The 16,136-nt window shown below is 54.3% G+C and carries 18 protein-coding genes; 8 read left to right on the top strand and 10 right to left on the bottom strand.

From position 1 onward, the window contains the following. The 3 genes from DYE26_RS33060 to DYE26_RS33050 all read right to left on the bottom strand — a co-directional run. A partial coding sequence (locus DYE26_RS33060; RefSeq protein ID WP_115311372.1) for an ABC transporter substrate-binding protein occupies window positions 1-752 on the bottom strand: 752 nt, incomplete at its 3' end. Between the two features lie 147 nt (window positions 753-899). Continuing rightward, entirely contained in the window at window positions 900-1,745 is an 846-nt protein-coding gene (locus DYE26_RS33055; protein WP_164815317.1) for a helix-turn-helix domain-containing protein, read from the bottom strand. Between the two features lie 5 nt (window positions 1,746-1,750). Continuing rightward, the gene (locus DYE26_RS33050; RefSeq protein WP_051985354.1) at window positions 1,751-2,815 is read right to left on the bottom strand and encodes a response regulator; all 1,065 of its coding nucleotides are present in this window, start codon (window positions 2,813-2,815) and stop codon (window positions 1,751-1,753) included. A 301-nt stretch (window positions 2,816-3,116) separates the two neighbouring features. On the opposite strand from DYE26_RS33050, the gene DYE26_RS33045 reads away from it, so the two are divergent. Then, on the top strand, window positions 3,117-3,347 hold the full coding sequence (locus tag DYE26_RS33045) for a hypothetical protein (RefSeq protein WP_051985353.1): 231 nt from the start codon (window positions 3,117-3,119) through the stop codon (window positions 3,345-3,347). A gap of 82 nt (window positions 3,348-3,429) precedes the next feature. On the opposite strand, the gene DYE26_RS33040 is transcribed toward DYE26_RS33045, so the two are convergent. Beyond that, a complete protein-coding gene (locus tag DYE26_RS33040; protein WP_036621145.1) occupies window positions 3,430-4,212 on the bottom strand; it encodes an SDR family NAD(P)-dependent oxidoreductase in 783 nt (260 codons plus the stop codon). Between the two features lie 263 nt (window positions 4,213-4,475). Then, the gene (locus DYE26_RS33035) at window positions 4,476-5,144 is read right to left on the bottom strand and encodes a bifunctional 2-keto-4-hydroxyglutarate aldolase/2-keto-3-deoxy-6-phosphogluconate aldolase (protein WP_036621143.1); all 669 of its coding nucleotides are present in this window, start codon (window positions 5,142-5,144) and stop codon (window positions 4,476-4,478) included. A 214-nt stretch (window positions 5,145-5,358) separates the two neighbouring features. On the opposite strand from DYE26_RS33035, the gene kduI reads away from it, so the two are divergent. The 3 genes from kduI to kduD all read left to right on the top strand — a co-directional run bounded on the left by kduI (window position 5,359) and on the right by kduD (window position 7,953). Continuing rightward, the gene (gene kduI, locus DYE26_RS33030; protein ID WP_036621142.1) at window positions 5,359-6,192 is read left to right on the top strand and encodes a 5-dehydro-4-deoxy-D-glucuronate isomerase; all 834 of its coding nucleotides are present in this window, start codon (window positions 5,359-5,361) and stop codon (window positions 6,190-6,192) included. A 220-nt stretch (window positions 6,193-6,412) separates the two neighbouring features. Next, window positions 6,413-7,165, top strand: a complete 753-nt coding sequence (locus DYE26_RS33025; protein ID WP_036621141.1) for a DeoR/GlpR family DNA-binding transcription regulator — start codon at window positions 6,413-6,415, stop codon at window positions 7,163-7,165. Between the two features lie 35 nt (window positions 7,166-7,200). Next, entirely contained in the window at window positions 7,201-7,953 is a 753-nt protein-coding gene (kduD, locus tag DYE26_RS33020) for a 2-dehydro-3-deoxy-D-gluconate 5-dehydrogenase KduD (protein ID WP_036621140.1), read from the top strand. A gap of 278 nt (window positions 7,954-8,231) precedes the next feature. Here the strand turns inward: kduD and DYE26_RS33015 are convergent, their stop codons facing one another. Continuing rightward, a complete protein-coding gene (locus DYE26_RS33015) occupies window positions 8,232-9,182 on the bottom strand; it encodes a DNA-3-methyladenine glycosylase family protein (protein WP_051985352.1) in 951 nt (316 codons plus the stop codon). 206 nt (window positions 9,183-9,388) lie between these two features. On the opposite strand from DYE26_RS33015, the gene DYE26_RS33010 reads away from it, so the two are divergent. The 3 genes from DYE26_RS33010 (at window position 9,389) to pelA (ending at window position 11,627) form a co-directional block, all read left to right on the top strand. Beyond that, window positions 9,389-9,952, top strand: coding sequence for a bifunctional transcriptional activator/DNA repair enzyme AdaA (locus tag DYE26_RS33010; protein ID WP_036627817.1), 564 nt, complete (start codon window positions 9,389-9,391; stop codon window positions 9,950-9,952). A 48-nt stretch (window positions 9,953-10,000) separates the two neighbouring features. Next, a complete protein-coding gene (locus tag DYE26_RS33005) occupies window positions 10,001-10,528 on the top strand; it encodes a methylated-DNA--[protein]-cysteine S-methyltransferase (protein ID WP_036621139.1) in 528 nt (175 codons plus the stop codon). 130 nt (window positions 10,529-10,658) lie between these two features. Then, on the top strand, window positions 10,659-11,627 hold the full coding sequence (gene pelA, locus DYE26_RS33000; RefSeq protein WP_036621137.1) for a pectate lyase: 969 nt from the start codon (window positions 10,659-10,661) through the stop codon (window positions 11,625-11,627). Between the two features lie 97 nt (window positions 11,628-11,724). Here the strand turns inward: pelA and DYE26_RS32995 are convergent, their stop codons facing one another. Together DYE26_RS32995 and DYE26_RS32990 are read right to left on the bottom strand one after the other, a co-directional pair. Beyond that, a complete protein-coding gene (locus DYE26_RS32995; RefSeq protein WP_036621134.1) occupies window positions 11,725-11,994 on the bottom strand; it encodes a DUF6171 family protein in 270 nt (89 codons plus the stop codon). A gap of 12 nt (window positions 11,995-12,006) precedes the next feature. After that, window positions 12,007-13,500: an alpha-N-arabinofuranosidase gene (locus DYE26_RS32990; RefSeq protein ID WP_036621131.1), complete on the bottom strand. Its 1,494-nt coding sequence runs from the start codon at window positions 13,498-13,500 to the stop codon at window positions 12,007-12,009. Between the two features lie 187 nt (window positions 13,501-13,687). On the opposite strand from DYE26_RS32990, the gene DYE26_RS32985 reads away from it, so the two are divergent. Then, window positions 13,688-14,596: an ArsR/SmtB family transcription factor gene (locus tag DYE26_RS32985; protein ID WP_036621129.1), complete on the top strand. Its 909-nt coding sequence runs from the start codon at window positions 13,688-13,690 to the stop codon at window positions 14,594-14,596. A gap of 461 nt (window positions 14,597-15,057) precedes the next feature. Here DYE26_RS32985 and DYE26_RS34485 read toward each other — a convergent pair whose 3' ends face one another. Both DYE26_RS34485 and DYE26_RS34480 read right to left on the bottom strand, forming a co-directional pair. Continuing rightward, window positions 15,058-15,444 (bottom strand): hypothetical protein, encoded by a 387-nt coding sequence (locus DYE26_RS34485; protein ID WP_036621126.1) that lies wholly within the window; start codon window positions 15,442-15,444, stop codon window positions 15,058-15,060. Next, window positions 15,408-15,794, bottom strand: coding sequence for a TIM-barrel domain-containing protein (locus DYE26_RS34480; protein ID WP_227872829.1), 387 nt, complete (start codon window positions 15,792-15,794; stop codon window positions 15,408-15,410). Before DYE26_RS34480 ends, DYE26_RS34485 begins: the two co-directional genes overlap by 37 nt. Window positions 15,795-16,136 lie beyond the last annotated feature (342 nt).

Raw genomic sequence — 16,136 nt, 5'->3', positions numbered from 1 at the left:
TCCGTCATCGCTTGCACGACGTTCGCGTCGGTGAAGCTCACCTGTTTGGCCGTGCGTTTCGAGTTCCAACCCGGATCGTTCGCATACACCTGGTCGATCAGGAACTTGTTGACCCAAAAGCCCATATGGAAAATGTCTTTGCCGCCGACCACGATCGGCGAAATGCCGCTGGCCTTCAGCTTCTCCTGAATCTCCATGAATTCGCCGTACGTTTTCGGCAGTTCGGTGATGCCGGCCTCCTCATACGCTTTCTTGCTGTAAATGATCCCCTGCGGCGAGTTCACCTGCAGCGGCGCGTTCCATACTTTGCCGTCAACCTTTGGCGGGTCGTGGAACAACTCCAGCAAATCGGATGGCAGTTCTACGATTTTGCCCGCGTCGGCAAACACTTCCGTATCGCGCATTTCCACCAGGTCCGGGAACTCGCCGACCGCGTCCTTCGTTTTCAGCCAATCCAAATAAGCGGCGGACGTCGTTTCGCTGATATCTTTGATTTTGATCTGCGGATTCGCCTCCATAAACCGCTGGACCGTATCGGCGATCGCTTTTTTCGTGGCGGGATCGCCGGAAGCGTAGCCGATCGTAAAGCTGACCTCTTTCGGAGCATCTCCCCCGGCGGCGGCATTTCCATTGCTGCCGGTTGAAGGCGTTGCCGCCGTATTTCCGCCGGAGCTGCCTCCGCCGCATGCGCTCAGCACCATGGACGCCGCCAAAACCAGGGCGGAAAGTTTTGAGCCTCTTTTTTTAGCCATCTTTCAGGTAACCTCCCTTTTATCCTGCGAACTGGAAACGAATGAACGATGTGCGCATCACCGTTTTGAAAACGTTTCCTTGGTTCAAGCATAACATTTGCCCTTCTGGGGCTGAATGAACTTTTTTAAGTTCGACATGCGTTGTTTTTAAGAAGGTACCGTTTCCTCTACAATGGGAAAGGTAAGTACAATCGAGGTGCCGAGATGCTCCCGGCTATTGATGACGATCCCATAGGTTTCGCCGAATACCGATTTGATCCGTTCGTGCACGTTTTTGAGCCCGACGTTTTTGCCGGGAGCTTCAGGATCGTTCAGCGCGCGGTTCAAACGCATCAGCGTATCGGAACTCATTCCGGCGCCGTCATCGTAAACCGTGATGACAATGGTCCGCTCGCGTCTTGCGACGGTAAGCCCGACCGTACCTCTCCCTTGCTGCTTTAACCCATGTTGGATGGCGTTCTCGACGATCGGCTGCAGGGAGAGCTTTAAGATGTGCCAATTCAAATCCACTTCCGGAGCCACATGGCAATTGAACATGTCGCTGAAATGGCGGGCGTTGTTGTAGCCGACGCGTTCGGCGATTTCATAGATCATCAGGTCTGTCTCCAATAGCAAGCGGAGCGCATGCTTCATCCGTTCCTCCGTCAAATACTGCTTGAAATTTTTTCCGGTATGTTTTTTGAAAAAGCTGCTGAAGTAGTACGGGTTCATATAAATCATAGCGGCCATGGACTCCAGCGTGATGTTTTCGGCGTAATGCTCCTCTATATACGTTTTGACCCGGCGCAGCTCAGCGATTTCTTTGTTTGCCAACTTATAGACGATCTGTTCGCAGGCACGCTCCACGATCGCCGCAAACTCCTTCTTTACGCCTTCATAAGCCGCATACCCCGAAAGTCTGACCAACAACGCGTTGGGATCGTGGCCTGATGCGCTTAACTGGATGCCGATTTTTGCCATATGCTGATCCAGCAGTTGGATCGCATTGTACACGCTCATCACCGCCAGTTGCTTACCGCCCGCCGCTCAATCGCCGCAAGAAGCCGGTTCGCCGCCGCATGCAGTTCCTCCCTGTTCTGCGACATCAGCGCCTTGGCTATGTTCTCCTCCAGCTCGGCGATGCTGCATAACTCTTCCGGGCGATCCACCGCGGTTTCATCCGTCTCGTTCACCCGGTTAAGGCCGGTGAAATATTTTTGGTTAAGCGCTTTCAATGCGGCGCGGTAGGAATCGGAGGCCGCCTCGATGCCGCATACCGGCCGGCCTATTCCCAGGGAAACCGGCAATTTGAGGAAAGCGTTGATCTTCCCGTGCAGGTCGTACGCCAACTTACGCGGCTCGTCCGCGTGTTCATGCTGGATCAAGATCCCGAACCTTCCGTCTTTATGGAACATCAAGCCGTTGCCGCCGGGCTCGATCGTTTCTTTGATTATGTTGTGCAGGGCGAAATGGACCAGCTTCCGCTCCCGTTCTTCCCAGCGGGAGGCGCTTCCCATCGTTTCATCCGGCTCCAGCAAACAGATGCTCGTATGCCGGCTCAGCGCCACCGCGCCCATGCGGGTTAATTCGGAAGCTGCCCGCTTGTCCCCGTCCATCAAGCCGTCCAGCAACTCTTCGATCGTCACGGTGCGTTGTTTCCGCTCATAATGGGTCAGCTTTTTCCTGGCCCGCTCGCCTTCGTTTTCCTCGCGGATCAGCGCCGCCGCCTTGCCGACGACGCTTTCCAAATGCGCTTTGTTCACCGGCTTGACCAAATAGTCTACGGCGCCGTATTGAATCGCCTGCCGGGCATAAACAAACTCCTGGTATGCGCTAATGAAAACGACTTTTACCTGCAGGGATTGTTCATGGATCTCGCGGATAATGTCGATACCGCTGCAGCCCGGCATGCTGATATCGCTGATGATCAGATCCGGGCGGCATTCGCGCAGCAATTGTCTCAGTTCGTTGCCGTCATTGGCCTCTCCGATCATCGAAAACCCTAGTTTTTCCCAATCTATCAGTTTTTTTAGCCCGCGCAATATGACCGGCTCGTCGTCCGCCAATAAGACCCTGATCTTCATGCCGCATTCCTCCCATCACAAGGTATAACACCGAGCTCAAACGAACTGAAACGATTACGTGTCTTCCATTATACAGCTTCGTCACTTAACTTTAACATGCGGGCTTTCTCAGCTTACCGCTGTTTTTTAAGCTCCATGTGCTATTTTTTAAGTTCCTTGCAGCCCGGCATGCACAAACAGGCCGCCAAGCGGTTTAGTCCGCACGGGGCTTGCAGGTTACACGCATGGTACAAACCAAACAATCAATATATATGAACAGCGAATACTGTTTCTTACACTACGGAAAAGGTGGAAAAATCACATGGCCGAAACGAAACATCGCCCCTTTATATTTGTAACGATCAAGGCGTCTACGATCCGGAATTTTATCATCCTGGATTTAATCGCCGGGACCGGACTTTACTACCTGATTAAACTGGCTACCGCGAGCGCATTGCTTGGCACGGTGGGCAGCGCTTTGGGAACGGAAGGGATGAAGCGAATTCCCGCCTTGCGGTTCGCCAAAGTTTATTTTTCAACAGTAAAGAAGTAAAATGCGGTCCCGCCTTTTCCGGACAGGACCGCTATAGATAGGTTTCAAGACCCCATTCACCTGCGTTGACGCGCCGCCCGCGCTACAGCACCGCCGCGGAACCTCCGTCGATGTTGACCGCCGTGCCTGTAACATACGACGCGGCATCGGAAACCAAGAAGGCGATCACCTTCGCCGCCTCCTCCGCCCGGCCGATGCGGCCAAGCGGGATGCCGAAGCGGGGATCGGCGGCAAATTGCTCCCAGGTAAGCTCCGGAGCCGTCGCCTTCCATTTCCGCTCGATCTGATCGCTGCGGATGAGGCCGATGCAAACGGCGTTGACGCGAATGTTGTCGCGCGCCAAATCCTTGCTCATCGCCTTCGTTAAGGCGAGCCCGGCCGCCCGGCTGACCGAGGTGGGCAGCGAAGAGGCGCCGGGCGTTTTGCCGCTGATCGCGGTGACGTTGAGGATCGCGCCGCTCCCGCTCTTTCGCATATGAGGGATGGCCGCCCGGGCGAAGTTCACCGCCCCGAACAGCTTCAGATGAAGGTCGGCTCCCCACGCTTCCGAATCCACCTGTTCGAAGGGCTGCGCAGCCGAAGTTCCGGCGTTATTCACCAAAATATCGATGCCGCCGAACTGCTCCGCCGCCCGCTCCACCGCCCGGCGCGCCTCGGATTCCGAGGAGACGTCCGCCTGCAGGATAAGCGGCTTGACTCCCGTTTGTTCCATCAGTTTAGCTTCCGCTTCCTTCAGTGCCTCAAGCCCGCGGGCTACAAGGGCCACCTGCGCCCCTTCGCCGGCGAGCGTCAAGGCCGTAGCCAGGCCGATGCCTTTGCTGCCGCCCGTGATGATCGCCCGCTTTCCCTTCAGTCCCAAATCCATGCCGCATTCCTCCTAAATACAAATATTGTTGCTGATTAAGCCAGATATCTCTCGGCTGCCAAGGCCGTCCTAACTACATCCCTCCACCTCACATTGGAAAAATCCAATAGAATTCGTTCAAAATGCCACTAGCGTTGCATTAAATCCGCCAAGATACAATTTCTCGCCACCACATTCTAACGGTTGCCACAGCCGCTATTTGCTTCAATATCGCCGTTTTCAAATTCTAACGGTCACAGCCGGTGTTATATTTATCGCGAAAGTTATTTCAATCCCTTGGCTTTCAAATATTCTTCCTTGTACGCCGCGGCCTTTTTGGCGATCAGCGATAAATTGCGCTGCTTCACCGCTTCGTTCGTCAAATCGGAGCCGATGCCGACGGCCACCGCGCCAGCTTTGATCCACTCGCCCAAATTGTCCAGCGTTACACCGCCGGTCGGCATGATGTTGGCCTGCGGCAGAGGCCCTTTGATCGCCTTGATCATCGAAGGATTATACAGGTTGCCCGGGAACAGCTTGACGATGTCCGCCCCCAGCTCCAGCGCCTCCTGGATTTCCTTGATCGTCATGCAGCCGGGCATGACCGGGATGCGATAGCGGTTGCACAGCAGCACCGTGTCGCGGTTCAGCGACGGCCCGACGACAAATTGAGCGCCGCTCAAAATAGCCGCCCGCGCCGTCTCGGGGTCGAGCACCGTACCGACGCCGATAATCGCATAATTCGCCGCCTCCTTCGCATCCCAGGAGTATTTACGGGCCAGTTGCTCGATCGCCTGCAAGGCGAACGGGATCGTCATCGTAATTTCAATCACTTTGATGCCGCCGGCAATCGCCTGTTCGGCCATTAACACGACTTCCTCCGGCGTCTCGCCGCGCAAAACCGCGACAACGCCTTCCTCTACGATTTTTTGTACGAGCTGCAGCTTTTTCATGGGAATTCCTCTTTTCTGTATATGTTCTAAGATAAATGTAATCTAAAACGAATCTCAATTCCACGTCATACGCTTTGCCGTTCAATTTCGGCTCTCCTGGATCGCGGGAATTGGTGTGACAAATGACACTTGCCAAACGAACCTAAATGGGATTAATATGAACCTATATGAACATTATACACCCAAACAAACGAAAAAAGGAGACGATAGAAAAATGGAACGTCGTTATGCCTCTCATCCGAATGAAGTGAAACAGTTCGATACGGCCCGGCTGCGCCAGGAATTTTTGATTCCGAGACTGTTTACGCCGGATAAGCTTGAATTGGTGCTCACGCACGAGGATCGCCTGATCGTCGGCGGGGCCGCGCCGGTAAATGGCGAGGTGAAGCTTGAAACCGATCTTAAGGAGCTGGGCGTATCCTATTTCCTGGAGCGGCGCGAGCTTGGCGCCATTAACGTCGGCGGGCCGGGATCGATCGTGGTGGACGGCACCGAATACGAATTGGACACCAAGGACTGCCTGTATGTGGGCAAAGGATCGCGGGAAGTTATTTTTAAGAGCAAGGACGCAGCGAAGCCGGCGAAATTCTATTTGAATTCCGCTCCGGCCCACAAGGAATTTCCGACAGCCAAAACGACTTTGGACGAGGCGGAATCGGCCGCGCTAGGTTCGATCGAAAATTCCAACGAACGGACGATCCATCGTCTGATTCACGAAAACGGCATTCAAAGCTCCCAGCTTGTGATGGGGATGACCCAGCTCAAGACGGGCAACATGTGGAACACCATGCCGGCCCACGTGCATCCTCGCCGAATGGAAGCTTATATGTATTTCGATCTGCCGGAGGACTCCATTGTGGTTCATCTGATGGGCGCGCCCGACGAAACCCGCCATATCGTGATGCGTAACGAACAGGCCGTCATTTCGCCGAGCTGGTCGATCCATAGCGGCGTCGGTACAAGCAATTATACGTTTATCTGGGGCATGGCCGGCGACAACAAAGCTTACGGGGACATGGACGCCGTGGCAATGAAAGATTTAAAATAAGAAAGGTTGTTCAAAAAGTCATCTTTTGATCACGAAGCTGATCAAGAAGCTTAATCGACATCGAATCTTGAATTCAGCTGGGCCTTCCGTTGCTCACGTAGGTTATCCTACGCTCCGCTACTCAGTCCCTGCTTCATTCAACCTTCTCGGTGCTGAAAACCTGACTTTTTGAACTCTTATTTTAGAAAGCAAAACCTTAACGGAAGAGTGAAGCTATACGATGAGTCAGATACGGCGGTACGAGAAAATCATGGAGATTCTGCTAACGAACAAGGAGGTTACGGTAGCGGAATTAAGCGAAACTTTGGGGGTTACCGGCAAGACGATCCGTGAAGATCTCGCCAAACTGGAGGAGCAGGGCCTGCTGGTCCGCGTACATGGCGGGGCGGTGCTAGCGCAAGGGGACCAATTCGGGATACTGCCCTCCCGGGAGCCTTTGGCCAAGCATGCGGAGGAGAAAGCCGACATCGCGCGCAAAGCGCTGCTTCATATCGAAGCGGACGACATTATCGCCCTGGACGGAGGCAGCACCACGCTGGAAATCGCCCGCCGGCTCGACAACCGCCCGCTGACCGTCATTACCAACGATGTATATATTATCGGCGAACTTGCCGCCAAAGACCAAATCCGCCTCGTTGTTCCGGGCGGCTACCGGGTCCGCAACATGCTGGCCGGCCCGGAGGCGGCGGCTTACGTCAAGCAGCTGAACATTCAAAAAGCGTTTATCTCGGCGACAGGAATCCATCCGGAACATGGGCTGTCGATTTATACCGGCGATCTGATCGGCCTCAAGCGCGCTATGATCGAAACGGCCCGCGAGACGATCGCCGTCATGAACCATCAAAAATTCGGACAAACGGCGCTGCGCACGTTCGCCGCGCTTAAAGAACTGTCGCGGATCATTACCGACGGCGGACTTAGCGCCGACACGGCGCGCAAGTATGAACATACCGGGGTCATTATCGAGCATTGAAACGGAAAATTGAAATGATAAGGAGTGTATTTTTCATGAAATGGTTTGATTTAACGGGGAAGACGGCTTTAGTTACGGGGGCGGCCGGCGGTCTCGGCCAGGGAATCGCCGCAGGATTGGCCGAAGCGGGAGCCGACGTCGTCAGCGCTTCATTAGGCTCCAGCGCGGAAACGGTTGAGAAAATTAAAGCGTTCGGCAGAAAGGGTGCGGAAATCATCGTTGATTTGAGCGATCACAGCAAGCTGCAGGAGACGTTTGACGAAGCGCTGGGGCTCACCGGACATATCGACATTCTCGTCAACAATGCCGGAATTATCCGCCGCACGCCGGCCAAAGACCACAGCGAAAAAGACTGGTTCGACGTCATTAACATCAACCTGAACACCGTGTTCCTGCTGTCGCAGATCGCCGGCCGCCATATGATCGAAAGAGGCAGCGGCAAAATCATCAACATTTGCTCGATGCTCTCCTACCAAGGCGGGATCAACGTTCCCGGCTATACGGCCAGCAAGCATGGCGTGGCCGGACTGACCAAAGCGTTCGCCAACGAGTGGGCGGAGAGCGGCGTTCAAGTGAACGGGATCGCTCCCGGCTACATGGCTACGGACAACACGGCGCCGATCCGCGCCGACGAGAACCGCAAGGCTTCGATTACGGACCGCATTCCCGCCGGCCGCTGGGGTACGCCGGACGACGTGAAAGGCCCGGCCGTGTTCCTGGCCTCAGCCGCTTCGGACTATCTCAACGGGCACATTTTGTGCGTCGACGGCGGCTGGATGGCCAGATAATTTTATCTTGAATTCAGCTGGGCCTTCCAAGCGGATGCTTCCGAAGCATGTTTCCTTCGGAAACATTTGACTCACGTAGATCTGTCTACGCTCCGCTACTTTCGTCCCTAGCTTCTTTCAACTCAAGCGTTTTGAAAAAACGCACTTCGGAAGCATTAGCTTCGGTCCTGAAAACCCAACTTTTTGAACTCGCACTTAAACGGAAATCACCTGCAGGCAGCTCCGGATATCTTTCACGGCGGCTGTCTGCTTCCATACTCGCCGGTAATTATCAAATGCTAATACAGCACTCTCCACAAGTAGAAGGTCGCATACGACTCCCATTTTTTCCAGCCTTCCGCCCATGCCAAAAGCTCCTTTCTGGCCGGCTTCCGGTCCATTCCAAGCACATGCTTGACCGCGTTATGCAAACCGACATCGTCAACCGGAAAAGCGTCCGGCATTCTGAGGCAGCGCATCAGCACGTAATTGGCCGTCCACGGTCCGATCCCGCGGATGCCGACAAGCCGTTTCTCCGCTTCCTTGATCCCGCCTGCCGCCCGCAGCCCTTCCTTCGTCAATTCTCCCGCAGCGATCAGACGGGCCGTCCCGATCAGGTATTCGGATTTTTTCAGGGTCATGCGGACTCCCTCCAGATCCTGAACGTTTAAAGCGGCGATGTCCCCGGCGGAAGGAAATACAAGGTACCGTTCTCCCTCACAATCCACGGACCGCCCGAACTGCTCAACAAGGCGGCGCTTTAAGGTGTAGGCAAAAGCCAGATTGATCTGCTGGCCGATAATCCCCCAGGCTATGGCTTCGAACAAATCCGGAATTCCCATATTGCGCAAACCGTAAAATGATTCCACCGCTCCACGCAGCAGCGCATCCTCTTTCGCCAGCTCATAAAACGGCCGTAAATCCGTATCCAAATCGAACCAATCTCTGACATAGCGGACCACCTCTTCGCGATCCCGCTTCCGGGATGGCGCCGTACCGCCGAGAAAGCGGACCGCCAGCGCATCGTTCCCGTCCGCGCTGATCTCTACGACGGGAATTTCTCCGTTTTCCAGCGGGATGGCTTTATACACCCGCTGATCGCCGATGCGCAACAGACACTCATTGGACGAACGCGACAAATATTTCATATTTTCGGCAAAACTGAATTCCTCGGGAACCGGCAGCCTCAACATATGCCCCTGATCTTCCCAAACCGCGTCCGGCTTCCCCGGATAAAATCGGTTATTCATCTACCCAACTCCCTCACTTTGGCGTCCGCTCCTAGCGTCCGCTTCTTCATTTATAGTTTTAACATGATCCGCGATCCTATCATTTCGTTATCTTGCTTTTCCATTCGAAAAGCATGGCTTGGTCCGGGAGGCAAAGGTATACTGAATGTGGAGGTGAGCTTATGGCGCGAGGCCAATATCCGACCTTTAGCGAGGAATGTGAACATATCCATGCAAAACGTGACGCCGGGAGCGAAGAGCAGTGGCAGGCGATTATCCATAACAATGCCGCGTATGACGGAAGTTTTTTTTACGCGGTAGCCAGTACGAGGATTTTTTGCCGGCCATCGTGCAAATCGAAGCCGCCCAAGCGGGAGAACGTGCGCATATTCGCTGGTGCCGAGCAGGCCAAAGCCGCCGGGTTTCGTCCGTGCAAACGCTGCAAGCCGGAGGGCTGGCCGCTGCCCGACACGGAATGGGTGGAGCAGATCGCCGATTACATTGATGCGCATTACCAGGAGAAGCTGACGCTGGAAACGCTGGCCGACATGTGCCACGGAAGCCCCTTCCATTTGCAGCGGACTTTTAAACGCGTCAAACGGATGACGCCGGGAGAATATATCCAGCAGCGCAGAATCAATCAGGCCAAGCAGGCGCTGCTCCATTCGCGGCGAACCGTGGCGGACATCGCCCTGGATGTCGGCATCGGCAGCCCGGCTTATTTCATCACCTTGTTTAAAAAAACAACCGGACTTACGCCTGCGGAATATCGAAAATCGCAAATGCGTTGAGCGCCGGGAACTACAGCGATCTATCACTTTTGGAGGTGCCTTACCAATATGAAAACAACCCAAGTCCAAACCTTATTCTGGTCGCAGCTTACCGATCAGGATTGGAACTTATATATCTGCGCAACGGAGAAAGGGTTAGCATATGTCGGTTCCCCGGCCTGGCCTTTTGCCGATTTGGAGGCGTGGGCCGGACGCCGCTTCCCCGGCAGCCCGCTCGTCCGGGACGAAGGCAGGATGAAGCCGTATGCGGCCGAGCTGACGGAGTATTTCCACGGCCGGCGGCAGCATTTTACCGTCCCTTTCGACCTGCAGGGAACCCCGTTTCAGCTTGCCGTATGGGAGGCTCTGTGCGCCATTCCGTTCGGCCAAACCCGCTCCTATTCGGACATTGCGCAACAGATCCGCAAACCGTCCGCAGTGCGGGCCGTCGGCGCGGCGATCGGGGCCAACCCGCTGCTCGTGACCGTCCCCTGCCACCGGGTCCTCGGCAAAAACGGCGCGCTCACCGGCTACCGCGGCGGCCTGGAGATGAAAACCAGATTGCTTGCGTTAGAAAAACAAACATTTTACAAATAAATCAATGATAGACATATTATTCTTTGTTTATTATAATGGAGTCACATAATGTAAACGCATACAATACATGGAACTTGAGGGAGGGATGCTCAACATATCTGCCAAACTTTCATATTAAAGGAGATGTGTGATGTTAAAAACAAAAGCAAGCAACGTATCCTTGGTATTGGCCTTAGCACTGGTTTTGACGATTTTCGGCGGATTGTCGCTGCCTTCCGCAACCGTATTCGCCGCCGATGCCAGCGGAACCACTGCGAGCATCTCGGACATTCTGAAAAACCAGCAGGCCGATGGCGGCTGGAAAAAGGATTACAAAGTAACCAGCGGGGAGTGGGCGAAGTCCACGATTGACAACAAGGCCACGTATACGGAAATAAGAAGACTAGCGGCTGAGTATGCCAAAACCAAAGACAGCAAATATTCCGCCGCAGCTATCAAAGGAATCAATTTCTTATTAAACATGCAATACGCCAACGGCGGATGGCCGCAGATTTACCAAAGCTCGGGTTATCATAAACACATTACTTACAATGACAATGCCATGGTCAATGTCATGATTCTGCTTGACGAAGTTGCCAACAAGAAAGGCGACTTTTCCTTCGTAGACAGCTCTTTGGCCAATCGCAGCAAATCCGCTGTTGCAAAAGGCGTGGACTGTTTGTTAAATACTCAGGTTGTCGCTAACGGAAAGCTGACCGTTTGGGGACAACAGCATGACTCAGCCACGCTAAAACCGGCAGGGGCAAGAGCATACGAAGTTCCTTCTCTTACCGCCAGTGAAAGTGTTGGTATTGTAAAATTCTTAAAAACCAGACCTTCCACCACACAAATTAAGGCTTCAATTCAAGCTGCGGAAAATTGGTTTAGAGCCGTTAAGATTACCGGAATCCGAATAGTAAAGACGGGCGATGATGTGATCGTTGTGGACGACCCCAGTGTAACGGCTCCGATCTGGGCCCGCTTTTACGAGATCGGTACGAACAAACCTATCTTTGTAGGGCGTGATGGCGTAGTGAAGTACAAGCTCAGCGATATTGAGCAAGAGAGAAGAACCGGATATGCTTGGTACGGCAACTGGCCTTCGAGTCTGGTGAATTAATCGAATTATTATAAGTAAAAGAGCTTATGCCAGCGCTGGCATAAGCTCTTTTACTGTAAAGTGACCCAATTCGCTCCGAAAACTTCTCAGTTCGCTCTTACTCCGGCCACCTTCCGCCTCCCGGCATGGGGCAAGTACGCTCCTTCAGCTTAGCGACGACCGGAACGATGCAGCCGCAAACCCGGCAGGTCGTGCCGTTCTCGAATTTAGGGCAGGCGCCGCAGGCCCGGAGCCGCTGTTCATAAACCTCATCGGGCACGCAATGCTCCGAAGCGAACATCGGCGACGCCAAAATGCGGGCGATTTGCGCCTCGGTCACCTTGTATTCCTCCCGGCAGCCTTTGCATTCCGCCGTTTCTCCCGCCATTTTGAGCGCTCCTTAGCTTTCCGCCGTAAGTTCCAGCGTAGTGACCGACATCGGCGGCAGCGTGACCGTGAGCAGGCCGTCCTGCAGCGCAAAACCGGAGAACGGCTGCGGCTTGACGTTGTCCGGCGCGGCAAACGTGTTGTGCGCATCGATCTTGTCCCCGGTCAGCGTCGTCCCGGCGACGGACAGCTTTTGCCCCGCCAACCCGCGGATATCCAGAATCACTTCATTTGAGTCAAGATGGCTCAGATTGCACAAGCTGATATGGATTTTGTCTTGGCTGTCCCTTGAGGCCGTGGCGGACACCGCGGGAATTTCCTCCCCATCGAAGCTGAGGCTTCCGGCGTCCAGCGTCAGGTCCAGGAATTCGGCGTCCTGATGCACCTTGTACATGTCGAAGACGTGGTACGTCGGGGTCAGGATCATTTTTTCCCCTTCGGTCAGGATCACCGCCTGCAATACATTCACGGTTTGGGCAATGTTGGCCATGCGCACGCGCTGATGATGTTTATGGAAGATGTTCAGCGTAAGTCCGGCGACCAGCGCATCGCGAATCGTGTTCTGCTGGTACAAAAATCCGGGATTCGTGCCCGGCTCCACGTCGTACCAGGTGCCCCACTCGTCCACGATCAGCCCGACCCGCCGCTCCGGATCGTATTTATCCATGATAACGCTGTGGCGGGTGATCAACTCGTCCATGTGCAGCGTTTTCCGCAGCGTCGTGAACCATTCGCGCTCCGCAAACCCCGTGGCCGGACCTTTATTCTGCCATTCCCCAGGGACCGTGTAGTAATGCAACGTAAGCGAATCCATGAACCGGGCCGCTTCCCGCATCAAGACTTCCGTCCAGTTGTAATCGTCCGAATTCGGCCCGCAGGCAATCCGGTGAATTTTGTTGTCGCCGTAGTTGCGCACGTATGTCTGATAACGCCGATATACGTCGGCGTAATATTCCGGACGCATGTTTCCGCCGCAGCCCCAGTTTTCGTTGCCGACCCCGAAGTAGGTCACTTTCCACGGCTCTTCCCGCCCGTTCTCCGCACGCAGCAGCGACATTGGGGATTCGCCGCCGAACGTCAAATATTCCACCCATTCCGACATCTCTTGAACGGTTCCGCTGCCTACGTTGCCGTTGATATAAGGCTCGCATTCCAACTGGCGGCACAACTCCATGAATTCATGGGTGCCGAAATGATTGTTTTCTACGACCCCGCCCCAGTGGGTGTTGACCATCCGCTTTCTGTCTGCGCGCGGGCCGATTCCGTCCTTCCAATGGTATTCATCGGCAAAACAGCCTCCCGGCCAGCGCAGCACCGGGATTTTAATGTTTTTAAGCGCTTCCACAACATCGCTGCGTATCCCATTCGTATTTGGAATCGGCGAGTCCTCCCCGACCCAAATCCCTTCATAAATGCATCTGCCCAAATGCTCGGAAAAATGGCCGTAAATGTTCCGGTTGATCGTTCCTTGCCCCACATCGGCGTTAAGTACACCCTTCAGCGTCATCGGTCGTTTCACTCCTTGATTAATATTTATGTTAATTAATTTATATACTACAAACTCATTATAATCGCACATTGCAACCAACGTCAATCATATTCCGGGAAAATCACCCAATTCATTTTGAGTATTGTAAACCATCCGACTTTTAAGTAATATACTTATTAATCAAATCGAAAAGGGCGGAAACACGATGAAACTCGATCTAACGGAAAAATCTTTGCCCGTTTACGAAGCGTTAGCCAGCCCCGTGCGGCTGCATATTTTGCGTTTATTGGCCGAGCGGCCGATGAACGTGAAGGAACTGGCCGGCGCCGTCCACTTATCCAGCGCCATCATGACCATGCACGTGCGCAAGCTTAGCGAAGCGGGCCTGATCGCCACGCAAATGGCTCCGGGCAAAAGCGGGCTGCAAAAAATCTGCTCCCTGGCCGCCACTTCGCTCGAGATCCTTTTTCCGGCCGAACAAACCGCAAACCGCCAAAGCCATCGGACCGAAATCCCGATCGGTCATTACGCCGATTTCCATATCGAGCCTACCTGCGGTCTGGCCACGACCAGCCATATCATAGGGAGCTTTGACGATCCCCGGTATTTCTGGGATCAGGAACGGATCCATGCCGCCATCCTGTGGTTCGGCAAAGGCTATATCGAATACAAATGCCCGAATTTCCTGCTGTCGAGCCAGCGGCCCCGCGAGCTCTTGATCATGATGGAAATCGCCTCGGAAGCGCCCGGCGTCAACAACAACTATCCGTCCGACATTACGTTTGCCCTAAATGAGGTCAAGCTCGGAACTTGGACGAGTCCGGGAGATTACGGCGATCAGCGGGGAAGATTTACCCCCGATTGGTGGCCGCAATATACGAACCAGTACGGGCTGTTGAAGCAGTTGCGCGTCACGGATGAGGGGACTTATATGGATGGCGTTAAGCTATCCGGCGTTACACTGAACGACGTCGATATCCGGCGCAAGCAATGGACGCTAAGGATCTCCGTGGAAGACGATGCCCAACATCAGGGCGGGGTAACGTTATTCGGCAAAGGCTTCGGCAACTATGATGAGCATCTGGTGGTGGAGTTGGTATATGCGGATGCTTGAGGAGAGGGGAAGGGGAACGCGGAATAACGCTGTCTTCCGAGGCGGCCCAGTCCACAGCCGTGAGAGCCGGCAAAACAAGTGGACGAGGGCAGTCTGACATGCTGGATTGAAAGGCAAGTAGATGGGGGCCATTCTGACATGCTGGCTTGGCAGGAACACGGGCCGCGGCGGTAAAATAGCGGTATTAGAGGGCGTTATTGTGATCGATTTGGCTATTTATCAGGAATAGAGGTAATTTAGGGCGCTATTTCTCAGTGAAACGGCCCATTGCCCTATTGCTGCCCTAGTTGTCCACCAATAGCGGTAAAAAGTTCCGCTATTCTTCCCCAAATTGCGGTTTGCTCAAAATAAGACCATTTTTTACCGCTATTCCCCGCCCGCTCCGCCTCCTTGAAATAATCTGGACCGGTTTGCTTTATGTCCCAGTCTGATCAAGTTTCACTTTAGCACCAACCTTCGGCTTAAGCCAAGGTTATGCTTATTTCACCGCTTCCCGCCTGCGGAACAATCCGCACGCCCTGCTCGCCGGCAGCCGCCGTGCCACCTTCCACCGAGGCTACTTCCGAAATGCCGCGCAGCACCAACTCCCAAGGCTTGCCCGCCGCCCCGCGCACCCGGCTCACCGTCAAGGCTTCGCCCTGCCGCTGCACGCACACCTCGAGTTCCTGCTCGCCTTGCGGGTTGTACACCCGGGCCGTCGTCTCGCGGCCGTCCTCCAGCTCAAACAGGTGCAGTCGGGCACCGTCCACGTAATCATAATCCGGACGCTCCCGGTTCGCGCCCACCGCGATCAAGCTGCCGGGGCGGACCATCAGCGGCAGGCTGAAATAATCGTGCCGCTCCTCCACCCAACGTCCGCTCTCCTTACCTCGCCGCTCAGGTAATTCGTCCAGCGCCCTTCCGGCAAGTAATACTTGGCGATTCCTTCACTGTTGAAGATCGGAGCGACCAACAGCGAATCGCCCAACATGTACTGGCGGTCGAGCGTTTCGCAGGCCGGGTCGCCCGTAAACTCCAGCACCATCGCGCGCATGACCGGCACGCCCGTTTTGGTCGCCTCTACGGAGGCGCCGTAAATATACGGCATGAGCGTGTCCTTCAGTTGCGTAAAGTGACGAAGCACGTCCACGGCTTCCTCGTCGAACAGCCACGGTACCCGGTAGGACTGGCTGCCGTGCAGCCGGCTATGCGACGACAACAGCCCGAAGGCGGTAAAAAAATGGCGTTATTTGGGCGAAATTCGCCCATTTGAGGGGAATAAAGGAATTTTATGGTCCTATTTTTTCGAATCGCAAAGAAATGCCCGCGTCCTGGACCATTTATAGGTAAATAAGGATAAAAAATTCCGCTAATGGGGATGAATCTGCTGGCTCTGGATAATAAGTACATAAAGTTCCGCTATTTTGAAGGCCGACGTTGGCCGTTCCAGCAGCCGGCTGTCAAACCGCAGTTCCGCTGAAAATAAGACCATTTTTTACCGTTACTCGTTTCGGGCGAATCACATGGAACAACGGCTGCACCCTGACTAAAGTCAATGAAG

This window comes from Paenibacillus macerans (assembly GCF_900454495.1).
Classification (GTDB): Bacteria; Bacillota; Bacilli; order Paenibacillales; family Paenibacillaceae; genus Fontibacillus; species Fontibacillus macerans.
This window is presented reverse-complemented; position numbering and strand designations above follow the sequence as displayed.

Bases quoted from the DNA above. Each gene is read 5' to 3' on its own strand.
- DYE26_RS33050 (WP_051985354.1), bottom strand. From the start codon at position 2,815: ATGAAGATCAGGGTCTTATTGGCGGACGACGAGCCGGTCATATTGCGC.
- DYE26_RS33045 (WP_051985353.1), top strand. From the start codon at position 3,117: ATGGCCGAAACGAAACATCGCCCCTTTATATTTGTAACGATCAAGGCG.
- DYE26_RS33040 (WP_036621145.1), bottom strand. From the start codon at position 4,212: ATGGATTTGGGACTGAAGGGAAAGCGGGCGATCATCACGGGCGGCAGC.
- DYE26_RS33035 (WP_036621143.1), bottom strand. From the start codon at position 5,144: ATGAAAAAGCTGCAGCTCGTACAAAAAATCGTAGAGGAAGGCGTTGTC.
- kduI (WP_036621142.1), top strand. From the start codon at position 5,359: ATGGAACGTCGTTATGCCTCTCATCCGAATGAAGTGAAACAGTTCGAT.
- DYE26_RS33025 (WP_036621141.1), top strand. From the start codon at position 6,413: ATGAGTCAGATACGGCGGTACGAGAAAATCATGGAGATTCTGCTAACG.
- kduD (WP_036621140.1), top strand. From the start codon at position 7,201: ATGAAATGGTTTGATTTAACGGGGAAGACGGCTTTAGTTACGGGGGCG.
- DYE26_RS33015 (WP_051985352.1), bottom strand. From the start codon at position 9,182: ATGAATAACCGATTTTATCCGGGGAAGCCGGACGCGGTTTGGGAAGAT.
- DYE26_RS33005 (WP_036621139.1), top strand. From the start codon at position 10,001: ATGAAAACAACCCAAGTCCAAACCTTATTCTGGTCGCAGCTTACCGAT.
- pelA (WP_036621137.1), top strand. From the start codon at position 10,659: ATGTTAAAAACAAAAGCAAGCAACGTATCCTTGGTATTGGCCTTAGCA.
- DYE26_RS32995 (WP_036621134.1), bottom strand. From the start codon at position 11,994: ATGGCGGGAGAAACGGCGGAATGCAAAGGCTGCCGGGAGGAATACAAG.
- DYE26_RS32990 (WP_036621131.1), bottom strand. From the start codon at position 13,500: ATGACGCTGAAGGGTGTACTTAACGCCGATGTGGGGCAAGGAACGATC.
- DYE26_RS32985 (WP_036621129.1), top strand. From the start codon at position 13,688: ATGAAACTCGATCTAACGGAAAAATCTTTGCCCGTTTACGAAGCGTTA.